The organism is Pseudomonas sp. FIP_A4 (genome assembly GCF_036701605.1).
In the GTDB taxonomy this organism is placed as follows: Bacteria; Pseudomonadota; Gammaproteobacteria; order Pseudomonadales; family Pseudomonadaceae; genus Stutzerimonas; species Stutzerimonas phenolilytica.
Window position 1 is genome coordinate 62,378 of the sequence record NZ_JAYDXP010000127.1, and the last position, 23,689, is coordinate 86,066.

At 61.9% G+C, this 23,689-nt stretch carries 22 protein-coding genes; 5 read left to right on the forward strand and 17 right to left on the reverse strand.

Annotated elements, in window-relative coordinates; translation table 11 throughout:
* From tpiA to rlmE, 5 genes are all read right to left on the reverse strand, one after another.
* Entirely contained in the window at nt 1–756 is a 756-nt protein-coding gene (tpiA, locus tag U8L64_RS15705) for a triose-phosphate isomerase (protein WP_333398250.1), read from the reverse strand.
* Between the two features lie 64 nt (nt 757–820).
* Complete coding sequence (gene glmM / locus U8L64_RS15710) at nt 821–2,158, reverse strand: phosphoglucosamine mutase (protein ID WP_333398251.1); 1,338 nt, start codon at nt 2,156–2,158, stop codon at nt 821–823.
* Nucleotides 2,159–2,171: 13 nt separating this feature from the next.
* A complete protein-coding gene (gene folP, locus U8L64_RS15715; RefSeq protein ID WP_054095275.1) occupies nt 2,172–3,023 on the reverse strand; it encodes a dihydropteroate synthase in 852 nt (283 codons plus the stop codon).
* Nucleotides 3,024–3,039: 16 nt separating this feature from the next.
* Complete coding sequence (gene ftsH / locus U8L64_RS15720; RefSeq protein WP_043298265.1) at nt 3,040–4,950, reverse strand: ATP-dependent zinc metalloprotease FtsH; 1,911 nt, start codon at nt 4,948–4,950, stop codon at nt 3,040–3,042.
* A 188-nt stretch (nt 4,951–5,138) separates the two neighbouring features.
* Complete coding sequence (gene rlmE, locus U8L64_RS15725; RefSeq protein WP_043298160.1) at nt 5,139–5,771, reverse strand: 23S rRNA (uridine(2552)-2'-O)-methyltransferase RlmE; 633 nt, start codon at nt 5,769–5,771, stop codon at nt 5,139–5,141.
* Nucleotides 5,772–5,854: 83 nt separating this feature from the next.
* Between rlmE and yhbY the strand changes: the two genes are divergently transcribed.
* Nucleotides 5,855–6,166 (forward strand): ribosome assembly RNA-binding protein YhbY, encoded by a 312-nt coding sequence (gene yhbY, locus U8L64_RS15730; protein WP_054095276.1) that lies wholly within the window; start codon nt 5,855–5,857, stop codon nt 6,164–6,166.
* 29 nt (nt 6,167–6,195) lie between these two features.
* Here the strand turns inward: yhbY and U8L64_RS15735 are convergent, their stop codons facing one another.
* From U8L64_RS15735 to grpE, 8 genes are all read right to left on the reverse strand, one after another.
* Nucleotides 6,196–6,594 carry a hypothetical protein gene (locus U8L64_RS15735; RefSeq protein WP_043298162.1) on the reverse strand — a complete coding sequence of 133 codons (399 nt, stop codon included), beginning with the start codon at nt 6,592–6,594 and terminating at the stop codon, nt 6,196–6,198.
* 10 nt (nt 6,595–6,604) lie between these two features.
* Nucleotides 6,605–7,081, reverse strand: a complete 477-nt coding sequence (gene greA, locus U8L64_RS15740) for a transcription elongation factor GreA (protein WP_043298163.1) — start codon at nt 7,079–7,081, stop codon at nt 6,605–6,607.
* Nucleotides 7,078–10,299 (reverse strand): carbamoyl-phosphate synthase large subunit, encoded by a 3,222-nt coding sequence (carB, locus tag U8L64_RS15745; protein WP_234302776.1) that lies wholly within the window; start codon nt 10,297–10,299, stop codon nt 7,078–7,080. Before carB ends, greA begins: the two co-directional genes overlap by 4 nt.
* Before the next feature lie 36 nt (nt 10,300–10,335).
* Complete coding sequence (gene carA / locus U8L64_RS15750) at nt 10,336–11,484, reverse strand: glutamine-hydrolyzing carbamoyl-phosphate synthase small subunit (RefSeq protein ID WP_043298165.1); 1,149 nt, start codon at nt 11,482–11,484, stop codon at nt 10,336–10,338.
* A gap of 216 nt (nt 11,485–11,700) precedes the next feature.
* Nucleotides 11,701–12,507 carry a 4-hydroxy-tetrahydrodipicolinate reductase gene (gene dapB, locus U8L64_RS15755; protein ID WP_156715313.1) on the reverse strand — a complete coding sequence of 269 codons (807 nt, stop codon included), beginning with the start codon at nt 12,505–12,507 and terminating at the stop codon, nt 11,701–11,703.
* A 70-nt stretch (nt 12,508–12,577) separates the two neighbouring features.
* Nucleotides 12,578–13,705, reverse strand: a complete 1,128-nt coding sequence (dnaJ, locus tag U8L64_RS15760; protein WP_333398252.1) for a molecular chaperone DnaJ — start codon at nt 13,703–13,705, stop codon at nt 12,578–12,580.
* 122 nt (nt 13,706–13,827) lie between these two features.
* Nucleotides 13,828–15,741: a molecular chaperone DnaK gene (gene dnaK / locus U8L64_RS15765; protein ID WP_043298168.1), complete on the reverse strand. Its 1,914-nt coding sequence runs from the start codon at nt 15,739–15,741 to the stop codon at nt 13,828–13,830.
* A 97-nt stretch (nt 15,742–15,838) separates the two neighbouring features.
* Nucleotides 15,839–16,402 (reverse strand): nucleotide exchange factor GrpE, encoded by a 564-nt coding sequence (gene grpE / locus U8L64_RS15770; protein WP_043298169.1) that lies wholly within the window; start codon nt 16,400–16,402, stop codon nt 15,839–15,841.
* 218 nt (nt 16,403–16,620) lie between these two features.
* Between grpE and recN the strand changes: the two genes are divergently transcribed.
* Nucleotides 16,621–18,294: a DNA repair protein RecN gene (gene recN / locus U8L64_RS15775; protein WP_043298170.1), complete on the forward strand. Its 1,674-nt coding sequence runs from the start codon at nt 16,621–16,623 to the stop codon at nt 18,292–18,294.
* 65 nt (nt 18,295–18,359) lie between these two features.
* Here the strand turns inward: recN and fur are convergent, their stop codons facing one another.
* Entirely contained in the window at nt 18,360–18,764 is a 405-nt protein-coding gene (fur, locus tag U8L64_RS15780; protein WP_043298171.1) for a ferric iron uptake transcriptional regulator, read from the reverse strand.
* A 96-nt stretch (nt 18,765–18,860) separates the two neighbouring features.
* On the opposite strand from fur, the gene U8L64_RS15785 reads away from it, so the two are divergent.
* Nucleotides 18,861–19,382, forward strand: a complete 522-nt coding sequence (locus U8L64_RS15785) for an outer membrane protein assembly factor BamE (protein ID WP_043298172.1) — start codon at nt 18,861–18,863, stop codon at nt 19,380–19,382.
* A gap of 32 nt (nt 19,383–19,414) precedes the next feature.
* Here U8L64_RS15785 and U8L64_RS15790 read toward each other — a convergent pair whose 3' ends face one another.
* Nucleotides 19,415–19,747 carry an RnfH family protein gene (locus U8L64_RS15790; protein WP_138300388.1) on the reverse strand — a complete coding sequence of 111 codons (333 nt, stop codon included), beginning with the start codon at nt 19,745–19,747 and terminating at the stop codon, nt 19,415–19,417.
* Nucleotides 19,740–20,174 carry a type II toxin-antitoxin system RatA family toxin gene (locus tag U8L64_RS15795; protein WP_008568970.1) on the reverse strand — a complete coding sequence of 145 codons (435 nt, stop codon included), beginning with the start codon at nt 20,172–20,174 and terminating at the stop codon, nt 19,740–19,742. Before U8L64_RS15795 ends, U8L64_RS15790 begins: the two co-directional genes overlap by 8 nt.
* Before the next feature lie 198 nt (nt 20,175–20,372).
* Between U8L64_RS15795 and smpB the strand changes: the two genes are divergently transcribed.
* Entirely contained in the window at nt 20,373–20,855 is a 483-nt protein-coding gene (gene smpB, locus U8L64_RS15800) for an SsrA-binding protein SmpB (protein ID WP_003293251.1), read from the forward strand.
* A 52-nt stretch (nt 20,856–20,907) separates the two neighbouring features.
* Here the strand turns inward: smpB and U8L64_RS15805 are convergent, their stop codons facing one another.
* Nucleotides 20,908–21,699 (reverse strand): GntR family transcriptional regulator, encoded by a 792-nt coding sequence (locus tag U8L64_RS15805; RefSeq protein ID WP_037020250.1) that lies wholly within the window; start codon nt 21,697–21,699, stop codon nt 20,908–20,910.
* Between the two features lie 283 nt (nt 21,700–21,982).
* On the opposite strand from U8L64_RS15805, the gene U8L64_RS15810 reads away from it, so the two are divergent.
* Complete coding sequence (locus U8L64_RS15810; RefSeq protein WP_234302778.1) at nt 21,983–23,677, forward strand: L-lactate permease; 1,695 nt, start codon at nt 21,983–21,985, stop codon at nt 23,675–23,677.
* Nucleotides 23,678–23,689: the final 12 nt, after the last annotated feature.

Sequence of the window (23,689 nt, forward strand, 5' to 3'; positions counted from 1 at the left end):
TCACTTCCCCGCAGCACGACAGATCGCGCCAAATTCGTTCGCTTTCAAAGAGGCACCGCCGATAAGCCCGCCGTCTACATCAGCCTGAGCAAACAATGCAACGGCATTGTCCGGCTTGACGCTTCCGCCATAAAGAATCCGCAAGTCACCGGCAATACGCGCATCCCGCTGCGCCACCACCGCTCGAATGGCCGCATGAACCTCTTGCGCCTGCTCCGGCGTCGCAGTCAGCCCGGTACCTATCGCCCAGACCGGCTCATACGCAACCACAGCCGACTCAAACGCCTTCACACCAACCACGTCGAGCACACTATTTAGCTGTTGCGACACCACATCAAGCGTCTTTCCCAGCTGACGATCTTCTAGCACCTCACCAACACAGAGGATGGGCTTCAATCCATTCGCCTGCGCTGAAGAAAACTTTCGACATACAACCTGATCGCTTTCGGCAAACAGCGATCGCCGCTCAGAGTGCCCAACCAGAACCCACGCACAGCCCAAATCACCTAACTGGGCGGCTGACTCTTCGCCGGTAAAGGCCCCAAAACCAGGCTCTGTCGAACAATCCTGCGCTCCCACCGCGATAGCTTCACCCCGGAGATCACTTAAGACCTGCGCAAGATGAATAGATGAAGGCAGAATTACGACATCCACATCACCTGGAAGCTCTTCAAACCGAAGGGAGCCAATCAGCTCTGCGACGCTAGCGCGGGTACCGTTCATCTTCCAGTTACCAGCTACCATCTTGCGGCGCATGCTTTACCTCGTCGGTCAAAGTGGGCGCAGATGTTACTCAACCGCCCCCACCCTGGCAAGCAGATCACGCACAAACTTTTGCTACTACTTTCGCCAACGCCTCAGCATACTCGCGCACCTGCTTCTCATCGTCGCCCTCTACCATGACCCGTACCAACGGTTCTGTACCGGACTTGCGCAGCAATACGCGCCCGCGCCCAGCCATACGCTCAGTAACGTCGTCGCAGGCTGCCTGCACGTCAGGATGTGAAAGTGGATCGATTCCGCCAGCGTAGCGAACGTTTATCAGCACTTGTGGACATTTGTGCCACGCGAGGCGCTCCTGCGCGAGGGATTGGCCTCGGCGACGCAGCGCCAGTACGACTTGCAGCGCTGCAATGATGGCATCCCCGGTTGTCGTATGCTGAGCGCAAACGATATGCCCGGAATTCTCCCCCCCTAGCGGCCAACCACGCTCCAGCATCTCGGCAATGACGTAGCGGTCGCCCACCTTGGCACGCACGAACGGAATCTCGCGCGCCTTCAACGCCAGCTCCAGACCGAGATTGCTCATCAACGTACCCACCACACCACCGCTCAGGCGCTCGCGCTCCTGCAGGTCGGTAGCAATGATGTACAGAAGCTCATCGCCATCCACGACTGCCCCCGTATGATCGACCATCATCACGCGATCGCCATCGCCATCGAAGGCGATACCCATATCGGCGCCGTTCTCGACCACAGCCTTCTGCAACTGGCCGACATGGGTCGAACCGACATCTGCGTTGATATTCAGCCCATCAGGCTGCACGCCAATCACGACCACCTGCGCGCCGAGTTCGCGGAATACACTCGGCGCAACCTTATAGGTGGCGCCATGCGCGCAATCGATAACCAACTTGAGGCCACTGAAATCGGTACTTGTCGGCACGCTGCTCTTGCAGAACTCGATGTAGCGCCCAGCCGCGTCGTTGATCCGCGACGCCTTGCCCAACTGAGCCGATTCGACAACCGTCATCGGCGCATCCAGCAACTCCTCTATCATCAGCTCGACCTCGTCCGGCAGTTTGGTGCCACGACCGGAAAAGAACTTGATGCCATTGTCGTGATGCGGATTGTGCGAGGCGCTGATCACGATACCGGCCTCGGCGTGGAACGTGCGCGTCAGATATGCCACTGCCGGCGTCGGCATCGGCCCCAGCAACAACACATCGGCACCCGCCGCAGACAGCCCGGCCTGCAATGCAGATTCGAACATATAACCGGAAATGCGGGTGTCCTTACCGATCAGGATGCGGCACTTGCCCTGCTTACGAAAAGCCATGCCTGCCGCCCAACCCAGCTTGAGCATGAAATCCGGCGTGATCGGAAACTGCCCGACATGCCCGCGAATTCCGTCCGTGCCGAAGTACTTTCTACCCATGAACACCGTCCCTTTATTCTGCAGATTGGACTGCAGCTATCATTCGAACCACATCAATCGTCTCGGCTACGTCGTGCACGCGAATAATCTGTGCCCCCTTGGTAACCGCTAGCGCTGCCAGTGCGAGGCTGCCATAGAGCCGTTCATTCACCTCGCGCCCGAGCACCTTGCCAATCATGGTCTTGCGCGACACACCGACCAGCAGCGGCCGCCCAAGCGCATGCAGCCGCTCAAGATGCTTGAACAGACTGAGATTGTGTTCGAGCGTCTTGGCAAAGCCGAATCCTGGATCGAGCACGATTCGCTCAGCCTTGATGCCAGCGGCCACACACTCGGCCATTCGCTGTGCGAGGAAATCGCACACCTCGCTGGTCACGTCGGAGTACTGCGGGTCGTCCTGCATATCGCCAGGCTCACCCCGCATGTGCATCAGACAAACTGGCAAGCCAGTATCGAGCGCCGCATCCAATGCGCCGTCGCGACGCAGCGAGCGCACGTCATTGACCAGACCAGCACCAAGCCGCGCAACCTCTCTAATCACCGCCGGAGTCGACGTATCGACAGAAATCACCACGTCCAGCTCGCGCGCAATCGCTTCCACCACCGGCGCCACACGCTCGAGCTCTTCTGTCGGCGAAACCGCACGCGCCCCGGGGCGCGTCGACTCACCACCGACATCAAGCAGCGTTGCGCCGGCACGCACCATCGACTCGGCATGCTTCAACGCCGCATCTTTCAGCGCGTAGCGCCCACCATCGGAGAAAGAATCAGGGGTGACATTCAGAATACCCATCACTTGCGGACGGGTTAAATCAAGAACCCGGCTACCACAGGATAGCCGGGCCACAGACAACGTTTCGCTCATTTGAACGCCTTGAGGCTTAATGTTCGCCGGCCGGGCCTCCGATCGGCGTTTCCGGCCGCCCGCTCTCGGGCTGGGTTGATTTGCCCGACGCCCCCGAACCACCCTGCCAATCACGCGGTTCGCGCGGAGGCCGTCCAGCCATGATGTCGTCGATCTGCTCGGCATCGATGGTTTCGTATTTCATCAGCGCCTCAGCCATCATGTCCAGCCGATCGCGATTATCCGCCAGTATCTGTTTGGCAGTGCCGTAGCAATGATCGATGATGCTGCGCACCTCCTGATCGATCAGCTTGGCCGTCTCGCCCGAAACGTTGGTGTGCTGGCTTCCGGCACTGCGACCGAGGAACACCTCGCCCTCTTCTTCGGCATACATCAGCGGTCCAAGCTTTTCCGAAAGCCCCCACTTGGTGACCATGTTTCGCGCGAGTTGCGTAGCCCGCATGATGTCGTTGGACGCGCCAGTGGTCACACCCTCGAAGCCGAGCGTCATTTCCTCGGCGATGCGCCCACCGAACAGCGAACATATCTGGCTGATCAATGCGCGTTTGGACAGGCTGTAGCGATCTTCTTCAGGAAGAAACATCGTCACGCCGAGCGCGCGACCGCGCGGGATGATCGATACCTTGTAGACCGGATCGTGCTCGGGCACCACGCGACCGACGATTGCGTGCCCCGCCTCGTGATACGCGGTATTGAGCTTCTCCTTTTCGGACATGACCATTGATTTGCGCTCGGCGCCCATCATGATCTTATCCTTGGCCAGCTCGAACTCCTTCATTTCAACGATGCGCTTGTTGGCTCGCGCGGCGAACAACGAGGCCTCGTTGACCAGATTGGCCAGATCGGCGCCGGAGAAGCCTGGAGTACCACGAGCGATCACAGCCGGTTCGACGTTATCGCCCACCGGAACCTTGCGCATGTGCACCTTGAGAATCTGCTCGCGACCGCGGATGTCCGGCAGTCCCACCACGACCTGGCGGTCGAAGCGACCGGGACGCAGCAGGGCCGGATCGAGCACGTCCGGACGGTTGGTGGCGGCGATGACGATGATGCCGTCATTCATCTCGAAACCATCCATCTCCACCAGTAACTGGTTGAGGGTCTGCTCACGCTCGTCATGACCACCGCCTAAACCCGCGCCACGGTGGCGACCCACCGCATCGATCTCGTCGATGAAGATGATGCACGGCGCATGTTTCTTAGCCTGCTCGAACATGTCGCGCACACGGCTGGCGCCGACACCGACGAACATCTCGACGAAGTCGGAACCGGAAATGGTGAAGAACGGTACCTTGGCCTCGCCAGCGATGGCCTTGGCCAGCAGCGTCTTACCGGTACCGGGAGGACCGACCATCAACACGCCGCGCGGAATTCGGCCACCGAGCCGCTGGAACTTGCCGGGATCACGCAAGAATTCGACCAGCTCATGCACTTCCTCCTTGGCCTCGTCACAACCGGCAACATCGGCAAAGGTGGTCTTGACCTGGTCTTCGGACAGCAGGCGCGCCTTGCTCTTGCCAAAGCTCATCGGGCCGCCCTTGCCACCCGCGCCGCCCTGCATCTGCCGCATGAAGAACATGAACACCGCGATGATCACCAGAATCGGGAAGCTCGCCACCAGCAGCTGCGTCCAGATGCTCTGCTGCTCCGGCTGCTTGCCTTCGATGATCACATTGTTGTTGATCAAATCGCCAATCAGGCCATTGTCCTGGATCGCAGGACGAATGGTCTTGAAGGTTTCGCCGTCGCTGCGCTTGCCGATGATCACGAAGCCGTCGACGGTCACACGCTCGACACGGCCATCCTTGACCTGCTCGATGAAGTCGGAATAGTTGAGCGTCTGCGGCTCGTTCGGGCTGGAAAAATTGTTCATCACCGTCACCAGTACAGCGGCGATGATCAGCCACAGGATGAGGTTCTTAGCCATGTCGTTCAAATTCACTACCCTCTGGAGCAGGCCCGTCAGACGGGATCTGCATGACGGCCGGATGCTTGCTCAGCCTAACTTACTACACAACGCGCACGAGCTGACAGCTCGTCTGTAACCCTATATGAAACGGCCCGACCGGCAAAACAGCCCCTGACTATCGCCCGGCCGACTTTCCTCAATCGCCTTCACTCGCCCTGCTGACCCTTGAAACCTCGCGCCAGCAGATATTGCTCACGCGAGCGGTCGCGGGAGGACAGTGGCTTGCGCATCTGCACCTTGTCGAAGTTCTGCCGCACATCCTTCAAATAGGTATCGAAGCCTTCGCCTTGGAATATCTTGATCAGAAAATCGCCACCGGGGCGCAGTACACGCGTGGCGAGATCCAGTGCGAGCTCGCAGAGAAACATCGCGCGCGGCTGATCGGACGCCCTCACTCCACTCATGTTGGGGGCCATATCGGAGATAACAAGGTCCACCGGATGCTCGCCGATGGCCTCGAGAATCTGCGCGAACACCTCGTCCTCGGTGAAGTCGCCTTGAATGAAGGTCACATCGGCGATGCTGTCCATCGGTAGGATATCGGAGGCGATGAGCCGCCCCTTGTCGCCGATAACTCGGCTGGTGACCTGTGACCAACCGCCGGGCGCCGCGCCGAGATCAACCACGGTCATGCCCGGACGCAGGATTCGATCCTTATCTTGAATCTCCAGTAGCTTGTAGCTGGCGCGGGAGCGGTAGCCGTCCCTCTGCGCCATCTTCACGTAGGGATCGTCGAAATGTTCTTTCAGCCAACGCGGGCTGGTCTTGGAGCGTGCCAAGCTGATACCTCATCTGTGCGGCCCCGAACCTGTCGGTTACACTAGCCGCCGTTTTTCAAGGGTTCTGACGCAAGGGTCGAAATATGCCGCTCACCAACGAGCAGAAAAAACACTACAAGTCCATCGGCCACCATCTGAAACCGGTTCTGATCGTAGCCGAAAACGGCCTCAGCGAAGGCGTGCTGGCCGAACTGGAGCGCGCACTGAACGATCACGAACTGATCAAGGTGCAGTTCCGAATCACCGAGCGCGAGGATCGTCACGCGCTGATGGAAGAACTCTGCAAGGCCGCCCGCTGCGAACTGGTCCAGAACATCGGCAAGATGGCGCTGGTCTATCGCAAGAATCCCAAGGCCAACAAGCAGCTCTCCAACATTCACCGCTTCCAGGCCTAACTCTCACAGGGCCTAGCCTTCGCGAATACTCAGCCCTCACGCCCCGGTGGGGGTTGCAGCACCAGCAACAGTCCGCAAAACGCCATCGCCAGATAGCTGAACAGCGACCAGTAATTCGATTCGAAAACACCGCTGCGCTCGATGAAGAAGCTGATGGCCAGTAGCAATGTCGCCAGCAGCAACTGACCGCGCAACTCGGCCGCAAATCGTGCGAGCCCTGTCAGCGGAAGCAGCACCAACGCCTGCAAAACCACGCAGAAACCGGCGAACCCTACCAGCAACGGCCGCAGCGCCTCCGCCAGCTCGTCTACCAGCAGCGGCGCCAGTCCTACCTTGGCCGACGCGGGCAGCACGACGAAGTGCAGCAACCACAGGCCGCCGACCCAGAACGTCTGGGCCAGCAGCCAGGCGATGGTACCGCCGCGCACGGGACGAAGTTCAGATATGACGAACCTCGACGATTTCGTACTCGATCAGTCCGCTAGGCGTCTTCACCGCGACCACATCGCCTTCTTCCTTGCCGACCAACGCGCGGGCGATCGGCGAACTCACCGACAGCTTGCCCTGCTTGATGTCCGCCTCATCGTCGCCGACGATCTGGTAGGTCACCTGCTCGTCGGTTTCGACATTGGCGATATCCACCGTAGCGCCGAAGATCACCTTGCCGGTCGGAGTGATATTGGCGATATCAATGACCTGCGCATTCTGCAGGCGACCTTCGATATCGCGAATCCGCGCTTCGACCATCCCCTGCTGCTCGCGGGCGGCGTGGTATTCGGCGTTCTCCTTGAGGTCACCCAGTTCGCGTGCTTCGGCGATGGCCTGGGTAATCTGCGGGCGCAGTATGGTTTTCAGGTGTTTGAGTTCTTCTTCCAGGGCGCGAGCACCCTGGACGGTCATGGGGAACTTGGTCATGCGTGGATTCCTGCATGGAGATCCTGCAAGCGGCGCACGGTCTTCTCGGGACCGAACTTGAGCGCCTCACAGATCGCCTGACCACCGGCAATGGTAGTGGTGATGCAGATCTTGTGCTGCAGGGCATTGCGACGAATGGAATACGAATCGGCGATCGACTGCCGTCCTTCGGTGGTGTTGATGATCAGTGTGACCTCGTCATTCTTGATCATGTCGACCACGTGGGGCCGCCCCTCGGTCACCTTGTTCACGCGGCGCACCGGCAATCCGGCCGCCTCGATGATGCGCGCCGTACCGGCGGTCGCGACCACCTCGAAGCCCAGCCCGATCAGATCGCGGGCGACCTGCTCGACGTAGGGCTTGTCGTCTTCGCGCACGCTGATGAATGCGCAACCGGAAGTCGGCAGGATTTCGCTGGCACCCAGCTGGGCCTTCGCGAAGGCCTCGGCAAAGCTGTCGCCAACGCCCATCACTTCGCCGGTGGACTTCATTTCCGGGCCGAGGATGGTATCCACGCCGGGGAACTTGGCGAAGGGGAATACCGCTTCCTTGACGCTGAAGAACGGCGGGATGATTTCCTTGGTGAAGCCGATCTCGGCCAGCGTCTTGCCAGCCATGACGCGCGCGGCGACCTTGGCCAACGACTCACCGATACACTTGGACACGAACGGCACGGTGCGCGAAGCACGCGGGTTCACTTCCAGCACGTAGATGTCTTCGCCCTGCACCGCCATCTGCACGTTCATCAGGCCGACCACGTCGAGCTCGAGGGCCATCTTGCGCACCTGCTCGCGGATCTCGTCCTGAATGTGCTGCGGCAGCGAATAGGCCGGCAGCGAACAGGCGGAGTCACCGGAGTGCACGCCGGCCTGTTCGATGTGCTGCATGATCGCGCCGATCACCACCTGCTCGCCGTCGCACACCGCATCCACGTCCACCTCGATGGCGCAGTTGAGGAAGTGATCGAGCAGCACCGGGCTGTCGTTGGACACCTGCACCGCTTCGCGCATGTAGCGCTTGAGCTCCTCTTCCTCGTAGACGATCTCCATCGCGCGGCCGCCGAGTACGTAGGACGGACGCACCACCAGCGGATAACCGATGGCCTTGGACGCCGCGATGGCTTCTTCCTCGCTGCGTGCGGTGGCGTTCTGCGGCTGGCGCAGGTTCAGGCGCTGCACCATCTGCTGGAAGCGCTCGCGGTCTTCGGCGCGATCGATGGCGTCCGGGCTGGTGCCGATGATCGGCACGCCGGCCTCTTCCAGGGCACGGCAAATCTTCAGCGGCGTCTGGCCACCGTACTGCACGATCACGCCCTTGGGTTGCTCGACGCGGACGATCTCCAGCACGTCTTCAAGGGTCACCGGCTCGAAGTACAGCCGGTCTGAGGTGTCGTAGTCGGTGGAGACGGTTTCCGGGTTGCAGTTGACCATGATGGTCTCGTAACCGTCTTCACGCATGGCCAGCGCGGCGTGCACGCAGCAGTAGTCGAACTCGATGCCCTGGCCGATGCGGTTGGGGCCACCACCGAGAATCATGATCTTGTCGCGGCTCGACGGGTTGGCTTCGCACTCTTCCTCATAGGTCGAGTACATGTAGGCGGTGTCGGTGGCGAACTCGGCGGCGCAGGTGTCGACGCGCTTGTAGACCGGCAGCACCTTGAGCTTGTGGCGGTGGCTGCGCAGGTTCTTCTCGGTCACGCCGAGCAGCTTGGCCAGGCGCGCGTCGGAGAAGCCCTTGCGCTTGAGTTTGTACATCAGATCGCGGTCGATGCTGGACAGCCCTAGGGTCTTGACCTGCTCTTCTTCCTTGACCAGATCCTCGATCTGCACCAGGAACCACGGGTCGATCTTGGTCAGGGCGAATACGTCCTCGACGCTCTTGCCGGCGCGGAAGGCGTCAGCGACGTACCAGATGCGCTCAGCACCCGGCACGGTCAGCTCGCGCTTGAGCGTGCTCTCGGCCTCGGCGTCGGCGAGGTTCAGCTTCGGATCGAAGCCGGTGGCGCCAACTTCCAGACCACGCAGGGCCTTCTGCATGGACTCCTGGAACGTCCGACCGATAGCCATGACTTCACCCACCGACTTCATCTGGGTAGTCAGACGGGCATCCGCCTTGGGGAATTTCTCGAAGGCGAAACGCGGGACCTTGGTCACCACGTAGTCGATCGCCGGCTCGAAGGAGGCCGGGGTGCGGCCGCCAGTGATGTCGTTCTGCAGCTCGTCGAGGGTATAGCCGACGGCCAGCTTGGCGGCGATCTTGGCGATGGGGAAGCCGGTGGCCTTGGAGGCCAGCGCCGAGGAACGCGACACACGCGGGTTCATCTCGATGACGACCATACGGCCGGTGTTCGGGCAGATACCGAACTGCACGTTGGACCCGCCGGTTTCTACGCCGATCTCGCGCAGCACCGCCAGGGAGGCGTTGCGCATGATCTGGTATTCCTTGTCGGTCAGCGTCTGTGCCGGAGCCACGGTGATCGAGTCGCCGGTGTGCACGCCCATCGGATCGAAGTTCTCGATGGAGCAGACGATGATGCAGTTGTCCTTCTTGTCGCGGACCACCTCCATCTCGTACTCCTTCCAGCCGATCAGCGACTCGTCGATCAGCAGCTCGCTGGTCGGCGACAGATCCAGGCCACGCGCGCAGATCTCCTCGAACTCCTCACGGTTGTAGGCGATGCCGCCGCCGGTGCCGCCCATGGTGAACGACGGACGGATGATGCAGGGGAAGCCGACCTTATCGAGCACGCCGTAGGCTTCGTCCATATTGTGCGCGATGCCGGAAACCGGGCACGCCAGGCCGATGTTCTTCATCGCCTTGTCGAAGCGCGAGCGATCCTCGGCCTTGTCGATGGTGTCGGCATTGGCACCGATCATCTCGACGCCGAACTTCTCCAGCACGCCGTGCTTTTCCAGATCCAGCGCGCAGTTCAGCGCGGTCTGGCCACCCATGGTCGGCAGCAGCGCGTCGGGACGCTCCTTCTCAATGATCTTCGCCACGGTGGCCCACTTGATCGGCTCGATATAGGTGGCGTCGGCCATCGCCGGGTCGGTCATGATGGTAGCCGGGTTGGAATTCACCAGGATGACGCGGAAGCCTTCTTCCTTAAGCGCCTTGCAGGCCTGCGCGCCGGAATAGTCGAACTCACAGGCCTGGCCGATAACGATGGGGCCGGCACCGAGGATCAGGATGCTTTTGATATCTGTACGTTTTGGCATTTTATTACTCTCGAATCCTTTGGTCAGTCGGCAGGCTTAGCGGCGCTTGGCCATGGCTTCGATGAAACGGTCGAACAGCGGCGCGACATCGTGCGGGCCGGGGCTGGCCTCGGGGTGGCCCTGGAAACTAAAGGCGACCTTGTCGGTGCGCTCGATGCCCTGCAGGGTGCCGTCGAACAGCGACTTGTGGGTGGCACGCAGATTGGCCGGCAGGCTCGCCTCATCCACCGCAAAACCGTGGTTCTGGCTGGTGATCATCACCACACCGCTGTCCAGATCCTGCACCGGATGGTTGGCGCCGTGGTGGCCGTTCGGCATCTTCATCGTCCGGGCGCCCGACGCTAATGCCAGCAATTGATGGCCCAGGCAGATGCCGAACACCGGAATATCGGTCTCGAGAATTTCCTGAATCGCCTTGATCGCGTAGTCGCAAGGCTCGGGGTCGCCCGGACCATTGGCCAGGAAGATGCCGTCCGGATTGAGCGCCAGCGCTTCGCTAGCCGGCGTCTGCGCCGGCAGCACGGTGACGCGGCAACCGCGCGCGACCAGCATGCGCAGGATGTTCAACTTGACGCCATAGTCATACGCCACCACGTGGTAAGGCAGCTCTGCGGCGGGAACTTCCGGGTGACTGTCGGTCTTCAGATCCCACACACTGGAACGCCACTCGTAGCGCTCGGCGGTGCTGACCACCTTGGCCAGATCCATACCCTTGAGGCCCGGGAAGCTGCGCGCCAGTTCCAGCGCCTTCTCTTCGGTGGCATCCGCACCGGCCAGGATGCAGCCATCCTGGGCGCCTTTCTCGCGCAGGATGCGGGTAAGCCGGCGGGTGTCGATTCCGGCGATGGCGACAGTGCCGTTGGCCTTCAGATAGTCAGGCAGCGACTGCTTGTTGCGCCAGTTGCTGGCCAGCAGCGGCAGATCGCGAATGACCAGGCCGGCCGCCCATACCTGACGGGCCTCGGCATCTTCCGGCGTGGTACCGGTGTTGCCGACGTGCGGATAAGTCAGCGTGACGATCTGCTTGGCGTAGGAAGGATCGGTGAGGATTTCCTGATAGCCGGTCATGGCGGTGTTGAAGACCACCTCGCCAATGGTTTGCCCATCGGCGCCGATGGATTCGCCGCGAAAGATGCTGCCATCGGCTAGGGCCAGAATGGCTGGCGTAGTGGCTGGCTTAGTCAAGAGACCTCCCGTAGATCAAGGCTGGAGCAGACGCAGATTGTAAAAAAGCGGGATGACGTGTGAAGGTCATCCCGCTTTTTATTTGATTCATTTCTGCGCAACTTTTAGTGGACACACTAAAGCGGGAAGCTTACAGAAAATCCACTTTCCGGTCCAGCCAATATAGCCCGCAAGCCGAGCGCGGCCAGACGGGACGGCATCCGCGTGCGCAAAAACTCACTTGAGCCCCAGTACATCCTGCATATCGTAGAGCCCTGCGGGCCGGCCTTCCAGCCAAAGCGCAGCGCGTACCGCGCCCTTGGCGAAGGTCATGCGACTGGAAGCTTTGTGCGTGATCTCCACCCGCTCGCCATCGGCCGCGAACAGTACCGTGTGATCGCCCACCACGTCACCGGCGCGCACCGTGGCGAAACCGATGGTTTCGCGCTGACGCACACCGGTCTGACCTTCGCGGCCGTATACAGCCACCTTCTGCAGATCACGCCCGAGCGCCTCGGCCACCACCTCGCCCATGCGCAGCGCGGTGCCCGAAGGTGCATCCACCTTGTGCCGGTGATGCGCCTCGATGATCTCGATGTCCACCTCGTCGCCCAGCACCCGCGCCGCGGTATCCAGCAGCTTGAGGCAGAGGTTCACACCAACGCTGAAGTTCGCAGCGAAAACGATCGGAATTTCCTTGGCGGCAGCAGCCAGACGCTCCTTTTCCTCTGGCGAGAAGCCGGTGGTGCCGATCACCATCGCCTTGCCAGCACGCCGACAGACCTCGAGATTCTTCAGCGTCACCGAGGGATGAGTGAAATCGATCACCACGTCGAACTCGTCCACCGCTCGCGCCAGATCGCCGCTGAGCGGCACGCCAATACGACCGATCGCCGCCAGCTCTCCCGCGTCGGCACCGACCAGGGTGCTGTCCGGCCGATCCACCGCTGCCGTCAGACCGGCGGCACCCGCCGTCTGTTGCACCGCCTCGATCAGGGTCTTGCCCATGCGCCCGGCGGCGCCCATCACTGCAATACGTCGCATAGCATCAGCTCCAAGCTGCAAGCCCCAAGCGGCGGGCGGTCTCGTCTAGACCACTCGCCGCCTGCAGCGATCAAACATCACCAAAAAAGCGCTTCACGCCCTCGAACCAGCCACTGGCCTTCGGCGAGTGCGATGTGTCGCCCTGCAGCGTGCTGCGGAACTCCTCGAGCAGCTCGCGTTGGCGCCTGCCCAGATTGACCGGCGTCTCGACCACCACCCGGCACATCAGATCGCCTGCCGCGCCACCGCGCACAGGCGCCACACCCTTGCCGCGCAGGCGGAACTGCTTGCCGGTCTGCGTGCCTTCGGGAATCTTCAGCTTGACCCGACCATCGAGCGTCGGCACTTCCAGCTCGCCGCCGAGCGCCGCATCGGCGAAGCTGATCGGCACCTCACAGTACAGATGCTTGCCATCGCGCTGGAAGATCGGGTGCTCGCGCACGTTGACCACCACATACAGATCGCCCGCTGGCCCACCCTGAGTGCCGGCCTCGCCTTCGCCGGACAAACGGATGCGGTCGCCGGTATCGACGCCTGCCGGCACCTTGACCGACAGCGTTTTCTGCTCCTCCACCCGCCCCTGGCCGTGACAGCTGCCGCACGGATCGGAAATCATCTTGCCGCTGCCGTGGCAGCGCGGGCAGGTCTGCTGCACCGAGAAGAAGCCCTGCTGCATGCGCACCTGACCGATACCGCCGCAGGTGGTACAGGTCACCGGACTGGTACCCTTCTTCGCACCGGAACCATCGCAAGTCTTGCACTCGACCAGCGTCGGCACGCGGATGGTGACCGTAGTGCCGCGCACGGCCTCTTCCAGATCCAGCTCCAGGGTGTAACGCAGATCGCTGCCACGCTGCGCGCCGCCCCGCGAGGCACCACGCGCACCGCCGAAGAAGTCGCTGAACACATCGCCGAAGATATCGGAGAAATTGGCACCACCGTAGCCAGCACCCGCGCCGGCCCCCATCTGCGGATCTACACCGGCATGGCCATACTGGTCGTACGCCGCGCGCTTGCTCGCATCGGAGAGCACTTCGTAGGCTTCGTTGGCTTCCTTGAAAGCCTCCTCGGCCGCCTTGTCACCCGGATTGCGGTCGGGGTGATGCTTCATCGCAAGGCGACGATAGGCCTTCTTCAGCTCCGCCTCGCTGGCGCCGCGCTCGACACCCAGCACCTCGTAAAAATCACGTTTGGCCATATGTTTCCTGAACCCTCAAATTCGTGCCCTCCAGACACGCCGACGCGGGAGCAAGCCCCCGCGCAGCGGTTACGCCCGCCCGGCCGAAGCCGGAACGGGTTGGAGCGGAAGCAAGCCGGGGCTTACTTGTTGTCCTTGACCTCTTCGAACTCGGCATCGACCACATCGTCGCCCGCCTGGTCCTTGTCCGCGGCCGGCTGACCTTCGGCGCCCTGCGGCTGCTCGGCATACATCTTCTGCGCCAGCGGCGTGGAGGCCTGGGAGACCGCAGCGATCTTGGCCTCGATCTCAGCCTTGTCGTCGCCCTTGATCGCCAGCTCCAGTTCGCCGATGGCCTTCTCGATGGCCGTCTTGTCATCGGCACTGGCCTTGTCGCCGGCCTCGGTCAGCATCTTGCGAGTGGCGTGGACCAACTGATCGCCCTGGTTGCGGGCGGTCGCCAGCTCCTCGAACTTGCGGTCTTCCTCGGCGTTGGCCTCGGCGTCACGCACCATCTGCTCGATCTCCTCCTCGGACAGACCGGAGTTGGCCTTGATCACGATCGACTGCTGCTTGCCGGTGGCCTTGTCCTTGGCGGACACATGCAGGATGCCGTTGGCGTCGATGTCGAAGGTGACCTCGATCTGCGGCATGCCGCGCGGTGCCGGCGGAATGTCAGCCAGGTCGAAGCGGCCCAGCGACTTGTTCTGCGCCGCCTGCTTGCGCTCGCCCTGCAGCACGTGGATGGTCACGGCGCTCTGGTTGTCATCGGCAGTGGAGAACACCTGCGACTTCTTGGTCGGGATGGTGGTGTTCTTCTCGATCAGCGGGGTCATCACGCCACCGAGGGTTTCGATACCCAGGGTCAGCGGCGACACGTCGAGCAGCAACACGTCCTTGACGTCACCGGCCAGTACCGCGCCCTGAATGGCGGCACCCATGGCGACGGCTTCGTCCGGGTTGACGTCCTTGCGGGCTTCCTTACCGAAGAACTCGGCGACCTTCTGCTGCACCAGCGGCATACGGGTCTGACCGCCGACCAGAATCACGTCATCGATCTTCGACACGTCGATACCGGCATCCTTCAGCGCGATGCGGCAAGGCTCGATGGTGCGCTCGACCAGATCCTCGACCAGCGATTCCAGCTTGGCACGGGAGATCTTCACGTTCAGGTGCTTTGGACCGGACGCATCGGCGGTGATGTACGGCAGGTTGACGTCGGTCTGCTGGCTGGAGGACAGCTCGATCTTGGCCTTCTCGGCGGCTTCCTTCAGGCGCTGCATGGCCAGCGGGTCACCCTTGAGGTTCATGCCGGTTTCTTTCTTGAACTCCTCGACGAGGTAGTCGATCAGCCGGATGTCGAAGTCCTCGCCACCGAGGAAGGTGTCACCGTTGGTGGCCAGCACCTCGAACTGATGCTCACCGTCGACCTCGGCGATCTCGATCACCGACACGTCGAAGGTACCGCCACCCAGGTCATAGACGATTACGGTGTGGTCGCCCTTGGCCTTGTCCATGCCATAGGCCAGCGCCGCCGCGGTCGGCTCGTTGATGATGCGCTTGACGTCCAGACCGGCGATGCGACCGGCGTCCTTGGTGGCCTGACGCTGGCTGTCGTTGAAGTAGGCCGGCACGGTGATGACCGCTTCGGTGACCGGCTCGCCCAGATAATCCTCGGCGGTCTTCTTCATCTTCTTCAGCACTTCGGCGGAAATCTGCGGCGGCGCCATTTTCTGGCCCTTCACTTCCACCCAGGCGTCGCCGTTGTCGGCCTTGACGATGCTGTACGGCACCATCTTGATGTCTTTCTGCACGACGTCTTCTTCGAAGCGACGGCCGATCAGACGCTTGACTGCATACAGGGTGTTCTGCGGGTTGGTGACCGCCTGACGCTTGGCAGACTGACCGACGAGCGTCTCGCCATCATTGGTGTACGCGATGATCGACGGAGTGGTACGGCCGCCTTCGGCGTTCTCGATGACCTTGACGTTGCCGTTTTCCAGAATGGAGACACAGGAGTTGGTGGTCCCCAGGTCGATACCGATGATTTTGCCCATTTAATCTCTCTCCCGAATTTCGATTGGTCCGCGCCTGTTTACCGGCTGCGGTAACACAAAAACGCTTGGCTACCAGATGGGGGTCGCCCGCCCGAATTCAAGCCTGCTCGTCGATCGAAGGCACCGCTTGCGAAGGCGCCTTGCTCACCACGACCATCGCCGGGCGCAACAAGCGGCCATTGAGCAAGTAGCCCTTCTGGAACACCTTGAGCACGCTGCCCGGCTCGGCATGGGTGCTCTCTTCCATCGCCATTGCCTGGTGATGCTCCGGATTGAAGGGCTCGCCATGCGGATCGATCTGCGTCAACTGGTGGCGCGCCAGCGTGTCGAGCAGCAGTTTGAGGGTCAGCTCGAGCCCCTCGCGCACCGGTTTGACCGCTTCGTCGTCCGGCTTCGACAGCTCGAGGCCCCGCTCCAGACTGTCGGCGACGGCCAGCAGATCGCCGGCGAACTTCTCCAGCGCAAACTTGTGCGCCTTCTCCACGTCCTGCTCGGCGCGCCGACGGATGTTCTGCATCTCGGCCGCGACACGCAGCGACTGATCCTGGGCGGCCGCCAACTGCTCTTCGAGCGACTGCACGCGAGCAGCCAGATCGTCGCTGGCAGCAGCCTGATCCTGCTCGTCAAAGGTCTGGTTTTCCAGGTTCTGCTCGTCGGCCATGCGTCCTCCTCCTCTCGATACGATTGCGGGCGAGCGCCCGCGCTTGTGCCGCTATATGGGGGCACCCTCGCGCGGTTCAAGGGCAGGTCGCGCCGACACCGATTGACGCGCGCCAGCCAGTTGCACTCCGTTCACAAATCCAAATCCGTCGGAGGCGTATTGTGGCCGCCCCGAAAAGCACTGTATAAATAGACAGCCTCACAGCCCGGAGCGCATCTATGCTGGTTCATCTTTCGGTTCACAACTACGCCATCGTCGAACACCTGGACCTCGAACTGAAACGCGGCATGAGCGTCATCAGCGGCGAAACCGGCGCGGGCAAATCGATCATGCTCGACGCCCTCGGTCTCGCGCTGGGCGACCGTGCCGACAGCAGCGTGGTACGCCTGGGCGCCGACAAGGCGGACATTCTCGCCAGCTTCGACCTGGACGACATTCCCGACGCCCGCACCTGGCTCGCCGAGCGCGACCTGGACAACGACGGCCCGTGCATCCTGCGCCGGGTCATCACTGCCGAAGGGCGCTCGCGCGGTTACATAAACGGCGCCCCCTGCCCGCAAGGCGATCTCAAGGCGCTCGGCGAACTGCTGATCGACATCCACAGCCAGCACGAGCACCAGTCGTTGCTCAAACCCGACACCCACCGACGCCTGCTCGATGAATACAGCGCCGGCCAGGAGCTTGCCCGCCAGGTGCAACTTGCGGCCCAGCGCTGGCGCCAGACGCAACAGGCGCTCGAACGGCTGAGCAACAGCAGCGACGAGCAACGCGCGCGCCAGCAGTTGCTCAGCTATCAGCTCGAAGAACTGGAAAATCTTGCGCTCGCCGAAGGCGAACTCGAACAGCTGGAACAGGAACACAAGAACCTCGCCAACGCCGGCCAGTTACTGGACGCCTGCCGCCAGGTGACAGAACTGTGCAGCGAGAGCGACGCCGGCAATGTGCTTTCCGCACTGACCTCGAGCCTGCAGCGCCTGGCCGCGTTCCAGAATCAGGCGGGGGCGCTCGGCGAGGCCGTCAACCTGCTGGCCAGCGCGCAGATCCAGGTCGAGGAGGCGGTCGGTGAGCTCAATCGCTTCGTCGATCATTTCGATGCCGATCCTCAACGCCAGCAAGTGCTGGAAGAACGCCTGGACACCATCTATACGCTGGCCCGCAAGCACCGCGTGCAGCCTGTCGACCTGGTCGCGCTGCAGCAGCGCCTGCTGGACGAACTGGAAGGCCTGAACGCGGACGACGAAGCCATTGAACGACTGGGCGAGGAACTGGCGGCCTATGCTCGCCACTACGAGGAAAAAGCCACAGAGCTGAGCCGCATCCGCCAGGCGGCGGCCGGGGAGCTGTCGCTCGCCGTGGAAGCCGAAATCCAGCGTCTGGGCATGCCCGGCGGACGCTTCAGCGTGACGTTGAAACCGGTCGCCGAGGGCGACTACCCGCCCTACGGGTTCGAGCAGGTGGAATTTCTCGTCAGCGCCAACCCCGGGCAGCCGCTACGTCCGCTGGCCAAGGTTGCCTCCGGTGGCGAACTGTCGCGCATCAGCCTGGCGATTCAGGTCATCACCGCGCAGACCTCGCGCGTTCCAACGCTGGTCTTCGACGAGGTAGATGTCGGCATCGGCGGCCCAACTGCGGAAATCGTCGGCCAGCTGTTACGTCGGCTCGGCGAGCGCGGCCAAGTGCTGACCGTTACCCACCTGCCTCAGGTCGCTGCCCAAGGCCACCATCATCTGTTCGTGCACAAGGCCCGCGACAACGAGCAGACGCGTACCGCCGTCGCCGAGCTGCGTGGCCGCGACCGCATCGAGGAAATCGCGCGCATGCTCGGAGGCGTCGATATCACCGAGCAGTCGTTGGCACACGCGCAGCAGATGGTCACAGCAGCGCAGGCCTGACCGCAGGTACGTCACGCATGAAAAAGGCGACTCACGAGTCGCCTTTTTCATTTCGCCGAAGGAGCTCAGTCCTTCTTACGTACGTAAAGCACCAGATTGTGATCGACCAGCTCATAACCATGACGCTTGACGATCTCTTTCTGGAGCTTCTCGATTTCCTGATCGAAGAATTCGATGACCTCGCCACTGTCGACGCAGACCATATGGTCGTGGTGACCGCTATCGGCCAATTCGAATACGGCGTGCCCGCCATCGAAGTTGTGCCGAACCACCAGCCCCGCGGCCTCGAACTGCGTCAGCACGCGATAGACCGTCGCCAATCCGACATCTTCACCCGCCTCCATGAGCGCCTTGTAGACATCTTCCGCACTCATGTGCCGCTGATCCGCGGTATCCAGCATCTGCAGGATCTTGACCCGAGGCAGGGTGACTTTCAGACCAACTTTTCGTAGTTCGTTATTTTCAACCATGGGTGGCTTTCTCGCTGCTGCTGTTTCGCAGCCTCCTTCAATGCAGGTATGATCCGGGTTTCGTTGCCCAGCCAAGATAGTGGAAGTCACCCACCGATGCAAAACACCAAGCTCATGCTGACCAGCCTCACGCTCGTGGGCTTGTTCGCAATCGCCGGTTGTTCTTTTCCCGGGGTTTACAAGGTCGATATTCAACAGGGCAATGTCGTCACGCAGGACATGATAGACCAGTTGCGCCCCGGAATGACCCGCAAGCAGGTGCGCTTCATCATGGGCAACCCGCTGATCACCGACACCTTCCACGCCAATCGCTGGGACTATCTGTACAGCATCCAGCCCGGCGGCAGCGTCCGGCAGCAGGAGCGCGTAAGCCTGGTGTTCGACGGCAGCGACCAACTGGTCGGCCTGGCCGGCGACTTCATGCCAGGCGTCAGCCGCGACGAAGCCATTCTGGGCACCTCGTCGACCACCACCCAGACTCCTGCCGAGCGCGACAACAAGCCGCAACAGACGCAGGAGAAACCCGCGCCGGGCTCGCTGCTGGAACAGATCCAGCGCGAAGTCGATGCCGCCGAGCCGGTGCCGGTGCCGATTCCCGAGCCTCTCGACGTCGAGTGATTAAAAAAAAGCCCGGTTCATACCGGGCTTTTTTATTCCTTCATTTCGGTCTCGGCGTCGTCGCTTTTGCTCTTCGCCGCACGAGCGGCGCGCTGCTTGCGCACCTCTTTCGGATCGGCAATCAATGGCCGATAGATTTCCACCCGCTCACCATCCTCCAGCACTCGCTCATCCGGCTTGGCCACGGCTTTACCGAATATACCCAGCGGTGCATTCGCCAAATCCAGGCCCGGAAAGAACGCATCCATTCCTGACCCCAGCGCCGCGTCGCGGACGGTGGTTCCGGCCGGCACGGTCAGGCGCAGCAGTTTCTGCTTGTCGGCCAGGGCGTAAACTACCTCGATCGCGACTACCGACTTATCCATATAGTTGTTTAGCTCGCTCGCAGAACGCATCGACCAAGGTATTGGCCGCCTGATTGAACAGCGGGCCCAGCGTCGCCTTCACCAGCGGACCGGCATAGTCGAAGGTCAGATCAAGGCTTATTTTGCAGGCTTTCTCGCCGAGCGCCTTGAATTCCCAGATGCCGTGTAGATGACTGAACGGCCCTTCCTCCAGCGTCATCTCGATGCGCTTGCCGGCCTGCAATTCATTGCGCGTCATGAACTTCTGGCTGAGGCCCGCCTTGGCCACGGTCATGCTGGCATGCATCTGCGTGGCGCTGCTGGCCAGCACCTCGGTCGCCGAGCACCAGGGCAGGAATTGCGGATAGCTGGCCACGTCGTTGACCATGTCGAACAGCGCGCCTGCCGGGTACGGCAACAGCGCCGATCGTTGAATATGCGTCGTCATGCAGACCTTCTACTTCTTCATGCGCCAGAAGCGCGACCCGCCGGACCGTCACACAGGAAAGCCGGACTCCCCCGCACCACGGCGCGCGCAAAAAACCGACACATTGTCAGGGATAAGCACGCGCCCCTCAAGTTTCCTGCCGCAACGCCGCCGCTGCTTGTCGCCAGCCGCGATGCGACTGCCTATAATGCGCGCCCTATGGCCAAACAGAAGAAACAGTCCCCCGGGACCATCGCGCTGAACAAGAAGGCGCTACACGATTACTTCATCGAGCAGAAGTTCGAGGCCGGCCTCGTTCTGGCTGGCTGGGAAGTGAAAAGCATGCGCGCCGGCAAGGCGCAGCTGGTCGACAGCTACGTGCTGCTCAAGGACGGCGAGGCCTGGCTGATGGGCGCGCATATCACGCCGCTGACCAGCGCCAGCACCCACGTGATTGCCGATCCGACCCGCACCCGCAAGCTGCTACTGAACAAGCGCGAGCTGGGCAAGCTGTTCGGTGCGGTACAGCAGAAGGGCTACGCCTGCGTGGCGCTGTCGCTGTACTGGAAGAAGCACATGATCAAGTGCGAAATCGCGCTGGCCAAGGGCAAGAAGGAATTCGACAAGCGCCACACCGAGAAGGAGCGCGACTCCGATCGCGAGATCCAGCGAGCGATGCGCACCAAGGGCAAGGACGACTGAGCCTCTCCCCGGTCGAAGCCCCCGTCGCGCGCCCAGAAAGCGCGCCGAACACTCAAGCCTTGTGACCGATCACGCTCCGATCACCGTGTCGACGCTGCGCGCGCGCCAGGCGCTGGGCTTCCTGCTGCCCCTCCGCAAGCACCTCCTGCACATAGTTGATGTGCCGATGAATCACTTCACGCGCCTCGCTGGCGCGCCGGGCCATGATCGCCTCGTACAGCTCGCGATGCTGACGCAACAGCATGTCCCGGGTTTCATCCCGTAAGGCGTACATGCCGCCGATGTTGGTCACCACGTTGCGCTTGAGCAGATCGAACAGGCCGCGAATCGTATGCAACAGCACGGCGTTGTGGCTGGCTTCGGCTATGGCCAGATGAAACTGCGCGTCGGCAGCCCCCTCTTCGGCCCGGGTCACCGTGCCCTCGCGGTCATAGCAGTCCTGCAGAGCCATAAACGCTTCGGTCAGACGCTGCTGATCCACCTCGGTAGCGCGCAAGGCTGCGTAGTAGGCGCAACTGCCTTCCAGCGTGTGACGAAACTCCAGCAGGTCCCGCTGAGCGTCACGATTGTTTTCCAGTAGATGCAGCAACGGATCGCTGAAGGTTGAGCCCAACGATTCGGCAACGAAGTTCCCGCCGCCGTGGCGACTGATCAGCAGGCCCTTGGCCGCCAGCTTCTGAATCGCCTCGCGCAGCGAGGGCCGCGACACGCCGAACTGCTCGGCCAGCGCACGCTCGGCGGGCAGCCGCTCACCGGCCTTGAGCGTGCCCTCGAGAATCATGGTTTCCAGTTGCGCAACGATGTCATCAGCCAGCCGCCGCTGGCGCACCACTCCAACTTCCATCGCGACTCGCTCTCGATTGGTTTGACCACTTTAAGAATTACGTCAGCCTAACGATCAAGGAAACGCCTCGCAACATTGACGCGTACTACCAATGTCTAAAGTTGGCGAATTGACGCACTTGAGCGCGAACTCTTACGCTGGCATTTCGCTGCTGTAAATTGGTATTACCACTTTACAGTGCGTTCCCAACAAGAAGAGGTGCACTCCATGACGCCGTATCGAATCCGCCAATTGCCGCTTGCCGGCCCCCTCCAGCGCCTCGTGACGGCGGGAGTCTGAATCCATGTCAAACGGTCTTCTCGCGTTTCTCGCCTTCTCCCCCATTCTGCTTGCCGCCGTCCTGCTGATCGGCCTGCGCTGGCCGGCCAAGCGCGCCATGCCGCTGGTGTACCTGCTCACCGCGGGTATTGCACTGTATGTCTGGGACATGAGCTTCAACCGCGTACTCGCCTCGACCGTACAAGGTCTGGTGATCACCGCGGGCGTTCTGTGGATCATCTTCGGCGCGATCCTGCTGCTCAATACGCTCAAGCACTCCGGCGGCATCACCGCCATCCGCGCTGGTTTTACCACTATCAGCCCTGATCGCCGCATCCAGGCCATCATCATCGCCTGGCTGTTCGGCTGCTTCATCGAGGGCGCCTCCGGCTTCGGTACGCCGGCGGCCATCGCCGCACCGCTGCTGGTCGCCATCGGCTTCCCAGCCCTGGCTGCGGTCATCCTCGGCATGCTGGTGCAATCGACGCCGGTGTCCTTCGGCGCCGTCGGCACGCCGATCATCATCGGCATCAACGGTGGTCTGGACACCGCTACACTCGGCACCCAACTGACTGCCCAAGGCTCCAGCTGGGCAGCGTTCCTGCAACTGATCACCAGTGAAGTGGCGATTCTCCACGCGCTGACCGGCACCATCATGCCGCTGATCATGGTGCTGATGCTGACCCGCTTCTTCGGCAAGGAAAAAAGCTGGAAGGCCGGCTTCGAAGTCCTGCCGTTCGCCATCTTCGGCGGCCTGGCCTTCACCGTGCCCTACGTCGCCACCGGCCTCTTCCTCGGCCCGGAGTTCCCCTCCCTGCTGGGCGGCTTGATCGGCCTGGCCATCGTCACCAGCGCCGCGCGCGTCGGATTCCTGGTGCCGAAGAAGTCCTGGGATTTCGCTGATGCCAAAGACTGGCCGAGCGAGTGGCTCGGCAGCATCGAGATGAAGCTTGAGGATCTGACCGCCAAGCCGATGAGCACCTTCCGCGCCTGGCTGCCTTACGTGCTGGTCGGCGCGCTGCTGGTGATCAGCCGCACCATTCCGGAAGTCGGCGCCTTCATGAAGTCCATCGTGCTGGTGTTCCCGGATATCCTCGGCGAGGCCGGCATCAAGGCCGACTTCATGCCGCTGTACCTGCCGGGCGGCATTCTGGTCGCCGTGGTTCTCGCCACGTTCTTCCTGCACGGCATGAAGGTTCGCGAGCTGGCCGCCGCCGTCGGCGAATCGAGCAAGGTGCTGGTCGGCGCCGGCTTCGTTCTGCTGTTCACCGTTCCCATGGTGCGCATCCTGATCAACTCCGGCGTCAACACCGCGGAACTGGCGAGCATGCCGATCACCATGGCGCGCTACGTGGCCGACAGTGTCGGCTCGGTCTATCCGCTGCTGGCGCCGAGCATCGGGGCACTGGGTGCCTTCATCGCCGGCTCGAATACCGTCAGCAACATGATGCTTAGCCAGTTCCAGTTCGGCGTCGCGCAGAACCTCGGCATCTCCGGTGCACTGATCGTCGCCGCTCAGGCGGTAGGCGCCGCGGCGGGCAACATGGTGGCGATCCACAACGTCGTCGCCGCTTCCGCTACAGTCGGACTGCTCGGCCGCGAAGGAACTACGCTTCGCAAGACGGTATGGCCGACGCTGTACTACGTTCTGGTCTCGGGCCTGCTGACGCTGATCGCGATCTACGTGGTCGGCGTGACCGACCCGCTGGTCGGAGTGTGATTCAACCGTGAA